Raw genomic sequence first — 13071 nt, 5'->3', positions numbered from 1 at the left:
GGTACGACAGAAATCGAACCTATGTTCGACTACGCCAGAGCGCACGGCTCAGCAAACAGTTCTCGGGCCGAGGTATCGCCGGATGAACGACGAGATAGCGACAAGTCTCAGGTGGTTGTGGAGAGTAATTGGGGCATATAAAGCCCTGAACTGCGGTGATGTGGAGCCGATGACGGGAATCGAACCCGCGTATTCAGCTTGGGAAGCTGATGTTCTGCCATTGAACTACATCGGCGCTGTCGCCCAGAAAGGCTAGCATCGGTCGATGTCGAATGGTGTGCGGGTCGAACAATTCCGAACCCTCCCCGTCGCGCCTGAGCAGGCGTTCCGCGGGATCATCGAGATGGACGTGCCGGCCATGTTCCGCCGCAGGTACGGGCCGATTCCCCCGATCGTGGCGGTGAGCGGGCGCGACGCCGACGACTGGCGCGGTACCCCCGGTCAGACGCGGGTCCTCGAGTTGGGACCGTGGGGCAGTATTCGAGAGACCGTCGTCCGCGTCGACGAACCGCGCGCGTGGATATACGAGATCGCGGACTTCAAAGGACCCCTCGCCGGCCTGCTCACCAAGATCGACGGCGAATTCCTCTTCGCCCCGGCCGGCACCGGCACGCGAATCACGTGGCGCTACACCATGTTTCCCCGGTCGCGCGTGGCGGCGTCCGCCCTGCCGGCCTTCGGTTGGTTCTGGCGGGGCTACGCGCGCCAGATGCTCGAGGAGCTGTCGGACTGGCTGGTCGGCTGACTACATCCGACGGCGCGAATCACAAGTGTGTAATTCGAGAAGTCGTTAAGACTGTGAATTAATGCAAATCCTAAAAATGTGATGTTTACCCTTTCGTTATCATCCGTAACCTCGTATTGTGACGTCCCGTGGGCAGGCACGAGTTAGCTAGGAAGCCGCGGAAATCGCCCGCAGTGCTGGCTGCGGGCCTCGCCTCTGCCGCTGTCTACTTCGCGGTGGCCGGAGATGTCAGTCCCGCGGGCCCCCCGCGCGCTGAAGTGAAGCCGATGTTCGCCGAAACCCAGTGCTGCATAGAACTCGCCGCGGCCGCGCCGGGCTCCACCATCGACACCTCCCATCTGAAATTCAGCATCGACGAGATGGCGCCGGCTCAGCGCTCGCGGGCCGATCGGTCGCGGGCCAACGCGGGATCTCGCATCCTGCCCATGGGCGTCGCCCCGGAGGCGGGGCTGCAGGTGAGAACCATTTTGGTGGAGCGCGCAATCAGCGCGCTGTTCCCCGAGATCCACCAGATCGGCGGCGTCCGGCCCGACGCACTGCGGTGGCACCCCGAAGGCTTGGCGCTCGACGTGATGATCCCGAACCCCAGTTCGGATGAGGGTATCGAGCTGGGCAACGCCATCGTCACCTTCGTGCTGCAGAACGCCGACCGTTTCGGCATCCAGGATGCAATCTGGCGCGGTACCTACTACACGCCAGGCGGCGGCGCCCAGTCCGGCGGCTACGGCCATTACGACCACGTGCACGTCACCACCACCGGCGGTGGCTATCCCACCGGGGACGAAATCTACGTCCGCTAACCGGGGGCGGTTACGCTCGTCGGGTGCTGCTCTCCGACCGTGACCTCAGGGCCGAAATCGCCGCTGGTCGACTGGGCCTCGACCCGTTCGACGATGCCCTGGTTCAGCCGTCCAGCATCGACGTCCGGCTCGACTCGCTGTTCCGGGTCTTCAACAACACCCGCTACACCCACATCGACCCTGCGCAGCAGCAGGATGAGCTGACAAGTCTGGTCGAACCCGCGCCCGGCGAGCCGTTTGTCCTGCACCCCGGCGAGTTCGTGCTCGGCTCGACCCTGGAACTCTGCACGCTGCCAGACGATCTGGCAGGACGCTTGGAAGGCAAGTCGTCGCTGGGCCGCCTGGGTTTGCTGACTCACTCCACTGCCGGCTTCATCGATCCGGGCTTCAGCGGGCACATCACCCTGGAACTGTCCAACGTGGCCAACCTGCCGATCACCCTGTGGCCGGGGATGAAAATCGGCCAGTTATGTCTTCTGCGGCTGACCAGCCCGTCCGAACATCCTTACGGCAGTTCGCAAGTAGGCTCGAAGTATCAGGGTCAGCGGGGCCCGACACCGTCGCGGTCGTATTTGAACTTCATACGAACCACCTAGCTGGCACATAGCCTCCGGGGCCACAATGGAATTCGGCGGCCGCGTGCCGTGTTTCCCTCCGCAGACCGATAAACCTTGGGAGGGGTTTTGGACGTCGTACTCGGGGTTTCGATGGCACCTTCGGCCGTGCGGATGGCGTTGGTCGAGGGTGAGGACGCCGATGGCGCCATCGTCGAAGAAGACAGCTTCCGGCTAGCCCGTGACACGGCCGCCACATGTGCGTCCGACCGGGTGATGGCGGCGATCCTGGGCACCCGTGAAGGCGCCGGTGACGCAGGTCTTCGGCTGGCTTCCATCGGTGTTAGCTGGACCGATCAGACACAGGCGGCCGCCCTGCGCGACGCCCTGGCTGCCCACAAAGTCGAGAACGTCATGCTGGTCTCGGCCTTCCTGGCCGCGGTCGCGATGGGGCAGTCCGTCGGCGCCGCCGTCGGCTACGAGCGCACGGGTGTTCTGTTCGTCGAGCCCGACAGCGCCACCCTGGCCGTGGTGGACTCCCGGGACGGCTCGCTGTGCGACGTGCGGCGCCAGTTTCTGGCCGAGGACGACGACGCCGCGGTAACCGAGCTGGCCGAGTTGGTAGCAACCGCCGAGACCATGCGCGCCCGCCCGGACGGCATCTACGTGGTGGGATCAGGCGTCGACGTGCCGATGATCAAGCCCGTGCTGGATGCGGCAACGGCGCTGACGGTCAGCGTGCCCGAGGAGCCGGACATGGCACTGGCCCGCGGCGCCGCGCTGGCCTCGGGCAGTTCTCCGCTGTTCGCGGCCACCACCGCCGCGCTGGCCTACGCGCAAGTGGGCGACGAGCTTCCCGAAGCGCCCGAGTTCGACCCCGAGTTCGACGACGAAGACGACATCGCCGGGGAGACATCGGCGAAGCGCCGGCCCGCACTGCTGCTCGGTAGTGGTCTGGCGGTGGTCGCCTGCGCGGCCGTCATCGCTCTGGAAGTGGCGCTGGCCATCAACATTCGTCCGACGGTGGCCCTGCAGCCGAAACCGAACGAAAACCACTTCGTCGCACCCATGCAGCCCGAGGCCGTGCAAACGGAGGTCGCCGCGCCCCAGCACAAGATCGACCTGCCGACCGCCGCGCCACGCGTCGCCGCTCCGCAAATCCCGGCCGCCGCACCGGCGCCGATCGAACCGGCACAAGCGGCTCCCGTGATCCCGGCACCCGCAGCACCGGCACTGCCCGCTCCGGAGCTTCCCGCTCCTCGGCTACCCGACCCGGTTGTCGTTCCGCCGGTTATCCCGATCGTGGTGCCGCCCATTCAGGCGCCCATCCAGGTGCCGCGCCAGCAACCTCAGCTGCCGGTGCCGCGCGCGCCGGTGTCACCGCCGCGCATCGAGAATCCGATTCCGCAGGCCCCCATCATTCCGATTCCCCAGGTGCCGGTCATCCAGATCCCGCAGGCGCCGGTGGTGCCCAATCCGGGCCGAGGGCCCTTCGGTGGCGGTGGAAGCGCGCCGGGTGCCCCAGGCAAAGGCCCGTTCGGCGGCGGTGGCCCCGGTAGCGGGGGTCCGTTCGGTGGCGGTGGCGCCCCAGGCAGCAAAGGCCCCTTCGGCGGCGGCCCAGGTGCCCCCGGCAAAGGCCCGTTCGGTGGCGGTGGTCCCGGCGGTCAGGGTCCCTTCGGCGGCGGCCCAGGTGCCCCCGGCAAGGGCCCGTTCGGTGGCGGCGGTGGGCGTGGCCCGTTCGGCGGGGGTGGCCCCGGCGGCCAAGGTCCCTTCGGCGGCGGCGGACCAGGTGGCCATGGCCCCATCGGCGGCGGTATCCCCGGCGGCGGACACGGCGGCTTCGGTGGGGGCGGCGGCGGCTTCGGAGGGGGCGGTGGCGGCGGTCACGGTGGTGGCGGAGGCGGGCGCAGGTAGCCGGCTCCGCAGGCTGTGAATTTCCCTACAAAGCAAACTCAAATGGGTATGAAAGCGGTGCGCGGGTACCGTTAGAAGTACGGGTTGGGGAATCCGCACAGTCTATTTTGGGGGAGCTTTGGACACCGTACTCGGCGTGTCGATGGCACCAACCGCAGTTCGGATGGTGCTGGTCGAAGGCGAAAACGGCGACGGCGCCCTGGTCGATGAAGACAGCATCGACGTCAGGGCCGAAGACGCGCCCACCTTCAACGCGGCCGACCAAGTCATCTCGGCCATACTCGGCACCCGCGAGGGGGCAGCGGAGGGCGGCTACCAGCTGGCCTCCACGGGTGTGACCTGGCGCGACCCTGCCCAGGCGGCCGAGCTGCGCGACGCGTTGGCCAGCCGCAAGATCGAGAACGTCATGCTCGTGTCGGCGTTCCTCGCCGCCGCCGCGCTGGCCCACTCGGTCGGCAACGAGACCAACTACGCCCAGACGGCGTTGCTGTTCATCGAACCCGACACCGCGACGCTGGCCGTGGTGAACAGCGCCGACGGGTCGGTCGCCGACATCCAGACGCAACCGTTACCCGCGGACGACGACGCCGCGGTGGCCCGGTTGACCGAATTGGTGTCCAGGGCCGAGACGCTGGCGACCCATCCCGACGCAGTCTTCGTCGTCGGCTCCGGCGTCGACGTCCCTCTCATCAAGCCCGCTCTCGACGCGGCGACCACACTTCCGGTGACCCTGCCCGAGGAGCCCGAGACGGCACTGGCGTGGGGCGCGGCGCTCGCCTCGGCCAACACGCCGTTGCTCTCGGCATCGACGGCAGCCCGCGCCTATGCCCAGGACCCCGGCACCGGCGCCTACCCGCCGTTTGCGCTTGACCCCGCGTACTTCGACAACGCGAACGCGGCGGAAGGGGCGCTGGCCTACAGCGCCGTCGACCCTGAACACGACGAGCCGAAAGCGGAGGGTCGCCGGCCGATCGGGCTGCTGGGCAGTGTGCTGTTGTCGATCTTCGTTGTCGGGGTCGCGTCGCTGGTCGTCTCGCTGGCCGTGAGTATCCGCGGCACATCGAGCACCCGCCCCGACCCGGGGCAGGCACTCGTCGCGCCCACCCCGGCGCCGCAGGCACCGGCGCCGGCGCCCGTGCCCGAGCAGGGGCCCGCGCCGGCACCCCAGGCTCCCGCGCCCGTTCCCGAGCAGGCCCCCGCTCCGGCGCCCCAGGCTCCTGCCCCGGTGCCTGAGCAGGCGCCTGCGCCGCAGGTCCCCGTGCAGGTACCACAAGCACCAGCGCCTGCGCCGATCCAGGCTCCGGCGCCCGCTCCGGTTCCCGCCGCACCTGCGCCGGTCCCGGTACCGGTTCCGATCCCTCAGTTGCCGCAGATCTTCACGCCGCAGTTCCCCCTCGGCCCGGGTGGCGGTGGCGGGCGCGGCGGTGACGACGACCGTGGTCCGGGCGCGGGCAAGGGCCCCAGTCCGAAGTTTCCCGGCGGTGGCGGTCCCGGCAAAGGTGGCAAGGGCGGAGGCGGCCGCGGCGGATTCAACATCCCCGGGATCCCCGGCATCTGATTTCGCCGGGTAGCCGTCATCTGCCGTTCAGCGTCACGATGCGGTTCGCTCATCGCGGACACCTACACACGGTGGTATGCGATGCACCGTTTTCGGCACCGGATACTTGGGCGCCACCCACGCTGTCGGGATGGCAGAGCTGGGACACGAGGTCGTCGGCGTTGACATCGACCCGGGAAAGGTCGCCAAGCTGGCCGGCGGCGACATTCCCTTCTACGAACCCGGCCTGCGAAAGCTGTTGACCGCCAACCTCGCTGCGGGCCGATTGCAATTCACCACCGACTATGACATGGCGGCCGACTTCGCCGATGTCCATTTCCTGGGCGTCGGCACCCCGCAGAAGAAGGGCGAGTACGGCGCCGACGTCCGGCACGTGCATGCCGTCATCGACGCGCTGGTGCCGCGACTCACCAGGGCATCGGTGCTCGTCGGCAAATCGACTGTGCCAGTGGGTACGGCGGCTGAACTGAGCGAGCGGGCCGCCGGACTGGCACCCGACGGGGTGGACGTCGAAATCGCCTGGAACCCGGAGTTCCTGCGCGAAGGCTACGCTGTCCACGACACGCTGCACCCGGACCGGATTGTGCTTGGTGTGCAACAGAATTCTGCCCGGGCCGAGGCGGTGGTACGCGAGCTGTACGAGCCGCTGCTTAATGCGGGGATGCCCTTCCTGGTCACCGACCTGCAGACCGCCGAGCTCGTCAAGGTCTCGGCCAATGCCTTTCTGGCAACCAAGATCTCGTTCATCAATGCGATCTCGGAAGTGTGTGAGGCGGCAGGCGCCGACGTGAGCCTGCTGGCCGACGCGCTCGGGTTCGATCCGCGGATCGGACGCCAATGCCTCAATGCCGGTTTGGGTTTCGGTGGTGGCTGCCTGCCGAAGGACATCCGCGCGTTCATGGCACGGGCCGGGGAGCTGGGCGCCGACCAGGCCCTCACCTTCTTGCGCGAGGTCGACAGCATCAACATGCGGCGCCGGACCCGAATGGTCGAACTGGCCACCGCCGCCTGTGGCGGATCGCTGCTCGGCGCCAATATCGCGGTGCTGGGCGCGGCTTTCAAGCCGGAGTCCGACGACGTCCGGGATTCACCCGCGCTCAACGTGGCCGGCCAGTTGCAGCTCAATGGCGCCGCGGTGAACGTCTACGACCCCAAGGCGCTCGACAACGCCAACCGGCTTTTCCCCACCTTGACCTACGCGGTGTCGGTCGAAGAGGCGTGTGAACGCGCGGATGCCGTTCTGGTGCTGACAGAGTGGCGCGAGTTCGTCGACCTCGACCCCGACTCCCTTGCCGACCGGGTACGCGCCCGCGTCGTCGTCGACGGCCGCAACTGCCTGGATGTGGGCCGCTGGGAGCGGGCAGGCTGGCGGGTGTTCCGGCTCGGAGCGCGGCGACCTACGCGGTAACGGCCTGCGGCACGTTACGCGGCCGTCCGTCTGCGCGCAGGAAGCCTCCGGTGCGCTCGCGCCCCAGAATCTCGGTCGGCTGCCCGTCGCGGAACACCTCGCGACCCGACACGAAGACGGCTTCGACCGTGGCGTCGTTGCGGTTCACCATTCGTGAAAGACCGTCGTAAGCATCGACTTTCGCCTCGTGATAGGCGTCCAGCGAGTCGTCGAGCCGTTGCGGGTCGATGACCACCAGGTCGGCCCAGTCGCCCACCCGGAGGTGACCGGCATCCAGCCCGTACCAGTCCGCCAGTTCACCGGTCAGCCGGTGCACCGCCTGCTCGACCGACAGGAACGGGCGGCCTTGGAGTTCGGCGTCGCGCACATGCCGCAGCAACCGCAAGCCGCTGTTGTAGAAGGCCATGTTGCGCAGGTGGGCGCCGGCGTCGGAGAACCCGACCTGTAAGCCGTGCATCTGGGCCAGTCGGCGCAGCATCTTCGGGCGGTGGTTAGAAATCGTTGTGCGCCAGCGGATCGCGCTGCCGTGTTCGAGTACCAGATCGAGGAAGGCGTCGACCGGGTGCAGGCCGCCGCGTTCCACGCCGACCTGACCGAACGACTTGCCCACCACCGATTCGTCGGGGCAGGAGACGATTTCGGCGTCGAAGAAGTCCCGGTGCCAGGCGCGTGGGCCGAACTTGGTGTCGTAGTCCTTCCGGAACTGCCGGCGGTACTCCTCGTTGCGCATGAGCTCGTTGCGCTCGAGTTCGTCCTTGAGGTGCAGCGCGGCCGCGCCTGCGCCGAATTCCTCGAACACGACCAGGTCGATGCCGTCGGCGTACACCTCGAAGGGCACCGGCAGGTGCTGGAAGCGGAAGTCTCCGCCGAACCGGTTCACCAGGGCAGCCAGCGCGCTGGTGAGCCAGATGGAGCCCGGCGCCGACTTCATGTCCGCCGCCGCCAGCAGGCTGGTCTTCAGGTGCGGCCGACGAATCCCCAGCGATTGCAGCGCCTGCGAGACGATGTTCTGCGGGTGGCTGATGTCCGGACCGGACTGCAGGACGCGGCCGGTTCGTCGCAGCAGTGACTTGAGCCGCCGCAGCTCGCGGCCCTTGGCATAGGTCGAGGGCAGTGTGCGGGACCGGCAGGTGTCCCCGTCGATCTTGTCGAAAAGCAGCTGCTGCGAGGACATTCCGAGGAAACCGGCATCCAGCGCTTCGTCCAGCATCTGTTCCATCCGGGCCTGCTCGGCGCCGGTGGGCTTGACGTCTTCGCGGGTGGCCCGGTCCAGGCCCATCACCGCGGTCCGCATGTCGGAGTGGCCGATGAAGGCCGTCACGTTGGGCCCGAGTGGCAGCGACTCCAGCGCGTCGATGTACTCCTGCGGGTTGGTCCACGATTTGTGCTCACCGACGATGCGCACCACGTGCTCGTGGGGGATCGCCTCCACCCGCCCAAACAGGTCGGCGGCCTCACCGGCATCGACGTGCACGGTGGACAGCGAGCAGGACCCCATCACGATGGTGGTGACACCGTGCCGCACGGATTCCGACAGGGCCGGCGCGGCCAGCACCTCGGCGTCGTAGTGGGTGTGGATGTCGATGATGCCCGGTATTACCCACTTGCCTTCGGCATCGATGACGTTCGGGCATCCCGCGGTGTCGAGCGGAGCGGGGGAGACGGCGGCCACGCGGCCGTCACGTATCCCGATGTTGCGGATCGCCGAGGGCGCACCGCTGCCGTCGAACCACCTGCCGTTGACGACCACTGCGTCGAAAGTCATGTGACCACCTCACTAGACTGGACAGCTTACCGATAACGTCAGCTCAGGGTGCTGGGCGGCTGGTTGATGGTGATCTCCGCGTTCAACACCGGCGCAACCCAGCGGCGCATGTATGCGCGCAGCACCTCGCCGGTACGTGGCGGCCGGCCGGGGTCGATGGTGAAGGACTGCAGAATTCGCAGCGTGTATTCGGCGAGGTCGTCCAAGTCGGCATCCGCGAGACCGAACTGCGTCCAGTCGACGTCCAACCCGGCCAGAATGCCGTGGCTGAACTTGATCCCCATGTCGGATGTGATGCCGGCGGACGCCTTGGTGAAATCGCGAAGCAGCATCAACTGGATGTGCTTGTCGCTGGGCAGCCATTCCAGGGTGAACGCGAGGCTCTCCACCAGCGCCTCGACCGGATCGGTGATACCCGGCGAGGTGCTTCGAGAGTATTTCGCAGAACCGCATGCCGGAACGGGTGGCGGCGGCCTCGATGAGGGTGTTCGTACCCGGGAAGTAGTTGTAGACCGTCTGGCGGGATACGCCCAGCGTGCGCGCCACATCAGCGATCCGCAGGTCGCCGCCGCGCTGTTCGATGGCGTCGCTGGCGGCGTCGAGAATGCGTTCGATTGCCTCGTCGTCGGTCGCGGGCCTCGCACCACTCCACCCGTGAGTGCGCATGGCTGACAGGATACGGTCTGAGCGAGGCTTCCACCGAATCCGTTGTGGGCCGACGAGAGGCTGCGGTCGCCGGCCCCGGGCTTGGCGGTTGGAAGCGAAAAAAGAGGGCGCGGGAAAAAACACAACAGTGAGGAACCGAAAGCCTCGACCTCTGTGGTCCCTCGAAACGACCGCCCGAAAGCGGGGTCCGCGCCCTCGGAAAGAACTAATCACCTCGCGGCTGTCACCGCAAATTCCGCAGGTGGACGAGCGATACCAAGCCCATGTCACGCCGCAGGGCCGCCGGCGACAGCACACGAAATCCGCGCACCCCCGGCCGTTCGGTGGCGACTTGCACGATCTTTCGTGCGATGCGGAAATCCAGGTCTTTGAGGACCCCCCGATCGGTTGTCGTTTGAAGGAGACCGTGCAGGCCGGGAACCGCGAACGGGCTCGCAGCGTCCAGCATGACGTTGGTGGCCAGCACGAGATGACGCGCTCGCTCGCTGACCGGCAACGGCGCCAGGGCGGACGAGGCGGCATCGATCCGGGTGGCAATGCGTCCGATGAAGCGGCGCAGTCGATTTGGCGCCAGGGTCATCGTGCCGGCATGGGTGACCGACAGTCCAAGGCAGTCAATGCGGTCTCGCCCGCGGTAGGTGGGATCCGATGCGCAGGACAGCCCACTTCCGCTGAGGGCGGTGCGGAATTCCTTTGTGGGCTTTCGCTTGACTCCCAAGTCGCCGAGCAGTGCATCAATTCGTGCATCTGCCTCGTGAAGTGCGGCAAGGTCCGGATGGGCCACGATGAAGTCATCGTTGTAACGGGCGTAGAAAATTCCGTCAATCGCCACGATTGCGGCGTCCATGGGTATGACCGCGAGATTCCCGATGATTGGTACCAGCGGGGTTCCCATCGCAGTGCCGTACAGCCGGGTGAACTCGGTGCCGTCCCGGTCCCGCACCACGGGGCGGGCCAGTGATGTGATCAGATCCCAGACTTCCGGCCCCAGTTCGCCGGCGGGACTTCCGAGTGTTGCGACTTCTCGCAGGATTCGCCACAGCGCCGCGCCCGGGCCGACGGGCAGATCATCGCCGTAGTGTTCGAAATCTGACTGGAGGACATAAAGCGGCGGACCCTTCACCCCCACCCGCTTGCGATGAGCACGAACAAAACCGGCAAGTGCCCGCGTGGCGGCAACATTCGTCAAGCCGGGCAGGTACGAATAGACGCCTGGGAGGCCATGGCAGCGCGCGTTGTGAGAAAGAAGCTGAAAAAGTGCCGAGCCGACCACGTGGTCGATGAAGGCTGGTAGATGGACCGCGCGAAGCTTACCGTTGTATTCGCGGAAACGAAGGTCCACGGGCTGCGGACGGTATTCGCCGCTGGCAACACTGCGGGCTATCGCCCTCGCAAGCGCCCTTCGCTCAGTTGCAGTGCTGAAATATGTGACACCCCCGCCCGCCTCACTGAATGCCAAGCCACGCTGCCGTCTCTTCGCGAAAATTCGCATGATGACGTCGTCATATGTTCTCGGTTCCGCGAGTTGCTTCTCGATGTCGACCGCTTCAGCTATCACGACACCCCGCGGTGTCTGCGTTGCCCAGTCGAAGATGCCAGTCCTTGACGATTTGCATCCAGCTGTCGAATAGTGCAGCTTCGGGATCGTGCGGCAGCACGAACAGCAAGCGCAATTTTCCCTGGTGAAAGACCGGAGTGAGAAAGCGCCCTGATAGCGTGACAACGCTGACACCGTCTTCAAGGCAATTCACTGCGGCTGGTAATGCCCTCGCCAGCAGTCCCATTTCAAGTCTGCGCATGTCCCGTGTGCCTTCCAGCGTCTCCAGGTCGAAGACAATGCCGTCAGTGAAGAGTGTGCGAAATTTCAGGGGCAGGCTCTGTGGGCCATCCGGCGCCGTTTGATCCAGGGGCGTTATCCATTCGTCGGCGCAGAGCCGGTTCAGTGCGTCCCGTCCGTTCGTCACAGGCGCCCGCAAGGATTTCCCGCGGTTTGCCGCGCCGCCAGTGGCCGCTTGGATCGCCAAATGAGGGTGGGATTCACTGTCGCCGTTCGAGGTTCGTTTGTAATAGAAAAGGTTCGTCGGCGACCGGAACGCAATATATCCCTGGCCATCAAATGTTTCCTGCATGAGCTTGACCGCAGCGGATCTCTGTTTCGTTGGGATCCACTCGGGGATCGAGATCTTGCCGACAAGCAGCGGTCCCGACTCGTGGCTGAGTTCCCGCATCCAGTCGCCCAACGCAAGCAGGGTGGGAAGCGGTGGGGCACGACGGTCCCGAAGGTGCTGCAGGTTGATGAGAACGACGAGAACCGTGACCATGGCGGCCGTTACCTCAAGGAAATCGGAGACCGGGTGCGGGTCAAGCCAGACAAGCCCCAGCAACGCCAGCCACAACGCGACCGTTGCGATGAGCGTGCCGAAATAACCCTCGGCAAACAAGCGGATCTGGTAGATGCCGACGACGCTGCGAATGACGAAGAGGGGCAGTAGGGACAGCGCGAAGCTGATTGGTATGTCGTGCAGAACAATTAGCCCGAGCGCAGCGGCGAGTGACCAGAAGTAAAAAGAGATGAAGGGCGTCGTCAATAACAGTTTGTGGAAAAAGTTGAGCTGAAAGTCGCGAAGCGCCGGGATGTGCCGTAGCCGGGCGAAGTCGAAATAGAAGAGACCAGAGCCCTCGTATGCGCCACGGAACAATGGCAGGATCAGATAGAAGAATTGCACGGTGTCGACATGCCGCCAGGCCGGCACGCCCATAGTCAAGTCGAGAGCTCGGGCGTCGGTCCGGTAAATGCCCAGCAAGGTGAGAGCGACCAGGGCGTCGACGCGTAGACCGAGTCCCGCCGTGGTCGTCTTCAACGCTAGCCAGGGCGGTATCCGCGGAAGGGCTCGGAAACCTTCTCGAGCCGCGCCGGATTTCGGCCGAAGGCCCATGATCCTATAAATTCTGAGCGTGTAGTGAACGGTGATCCAGATGCCGATCGCATTTGACGTAACGATCGCGATGATGATTGCCGCGGTCGGGTACCAATAGAAGCCGGCGCCGAGCACCACTAGCTGCACGACCGTTGGCGCTAGCAACGACCAGAAAGGTCGGTAAATTCGCCGCGTGGCATATATGCCGGAATGCAGCACCCGGACCGTCAAGCGCACCGCAGTTTCCAGGATGATCAAGAAGGCATAGAAAAGTCCGACCGGATCGTGGCCGGACGGTAGCTGAGCCGCCAGTGCGATGCCGCCAACGATTGTCAAGACGGATGCCGCGATCATCGAGAGGACGAGCCAACTGCCGATCTCGCGCTCGGCTGCATCCCGCTCTCCGGACTGGGAGAACGCTCTGAGACGCTCCCGCATGATCTCAAGGAGCCCCCACCAGCCGCCGCTGACGATGAGGCTGCCGATGCGCAGGATGACGATAGTGAACGCGGCGAGCCTGCCGAGGCTTGCGAGAAGGATCAGAAACTCGATGGCGTGGACTAGGAATCGCGCCGTATCGAGCAGCAGTGCGTAACGCAGACGGTAGCGGAAGTACGCGAAGATCGTGCCGGTGAGAAGGCTCGCGAAGAGGGAAACGGCATGGTTTTGCCGGCGTGCCGTCCGGTCGAACCAACGGTCGATGTCGTTTGCCCGAGCCGTCGGACGCAGTTTCACGAACACAC

General features: G+C 65.8%; 9 protein-coding genes, 1 tRNA gene and 1 pseudogene. 6 read left to right on the top strand and 5 right to left on the bottom strand.

Annotation, left to right across the window (positions count from 1 at the left end):
- Positions 1–161: 161 nt before the first annotated feature.
- A tRNA-Gly gene (locus tag QXK92_RS16490) sits at positions 162–235 on the bottom strand.
- Between the two features lie 30 nt (positions 236–265).
- Between QXK92_RS16490 and QXK92_RS16485 the strand changes: the two genes are divergently transcribed.
- The 6 genes from QXK92_RS16485 (at position 266) to QXK92_RS16460 (ending at position 6979) form a co-directional block, all read left to right on the top strand.
- The gene (locus tag QXK92_RS16485; protein ID WP_306242915.1) at positions 266–745 is read left to right on the top strand and encodes an SRPBCC family protein; all 480 of its coding nucleotides are present in this window, start codon (positions 266–268) and stop codon (positions 743–745) included.
- A 128-nt stretch (positions 746–873) separates the two neighbouring features.
- Positions 874–1545, top strand: a complete 672-nt coding sequence (locus QXK92_RS16480) for a hypothetical protein (RefSeq protein ID WP_306242914.1) — start codon at positions 874–876, stop codon at positions 1543–1545.
- 23 nt (positions 1546–1568) lie between these two features.
- Positions 1569–2141, top strand: coding sequence for a dCTP deaminase (dcd, locus tag QXK92_RS16475; RefSeq protein ID WP_306242912.1), 573 nt, complete (start codon positions 1569–1571; stop codon positions 2139–2141).
- A 111-nt stretch (positions 2142–2252) separates the two neighbouring features.
- A complete protein-coding gene (locus tag QXK92_RS16470) occupies positions 2253–4013 on the top strand; it encodes a hypothetical protein (RefSeq protein WP_306242911.1) in 1761 nt (586 codons plus the stop codon).
- A 142-nt stretch (positions 4014–4155) separates the two neighbouring features.
- A complete protein-coding gene (locus QXK92_RS16465; RefSeq protein WP_306244481.1) occupies positions 4156–5571 on the top strand; it encodes a hypothetical protein in 1416 nt (471 codons plus the stop codon).
- Positions 5572–5647: 76 nt separating this feature from the next.
- The gene (locus QXK92_RS16460) at positions 5648–6979 is read left to right on the top strand and encodes a UDP-glucose/GDP-mannose dehydrogenase family protein (protein ID WP_306242909.1); all 1332 of its coding nucleotides are present in this window, start codon (positions 5648–5650) and stop codon (positions 6977–6979) included.
- Here QXK92_RS16460 and QXK92_RS16455 read toward each other — a convergent pair.
- The 4 genes and pseudogenes from QXK92_RS16455 to QXK92_RS16440 form a co-directional block, all read right to left on the bottom strand.
- Positions 6969–8744: an amidohydrolase family protein gene (locus tag QXK92_RS16455; RefSeq protein WP_306242907.1), complete on the bottom strand. Its 1776-nt coding sequence runs from the start codon at positions 8742–8744 to the stop codon at positions 6969–6971. The two genes, QXK92_RS16460 and QXK92_RS16455, sit on opposite strands and share 11 nt — an antisense overlap.
- A 38-nt stretch (positions 8745–8782) precedes the next feature.
- Positions 8783–9410, bottom strand: a pseudogene (locus tag QXK92_RS16450) (TetR/AcrR family transcriptional regulator).
- Positions 9411–9633: 223 nt separating this feature from the next.
- Positions 9634–10752, bottom strand: a complete 1119-nt coding sequence (locus tag QXK92_RS16445) for a hypothetical protein (protein WP_306242905.1) — start codon at positions 10750–10752, stop codon at positions 9634–9636.
- A 205-nt stretch (positions 10753–10957) separates the two neighbouring features.
- The gene (locus tag QXK92_RS16440) at positions 10958–13069 is read right to left on the bottom strand and encodes a hypothetical protein (protein WP_306242903.1); all 2112 of its coding nucleotides are present in this window, start codon (positions 13067–13069) and stop codon (positions 10958–10960) included.
- Positions 13070–13071: the final 2 nt, after the last annotated feature.

The sequence above is a fragment of the Mycobacterium sp. TY815 genome, from assembly GCF_030755135.1.
Classification (GTDB): Bacteria; Actinomycetota; Actinomycetes; order Mycobacteriales; family Mycobacteriaceae; genus Mycobacterium.
The sequence above is the reverse complement of the archived record's forward strand: the minus strand, read 5'-3'. Positions and strand labels throughout refer to the sequence as shown.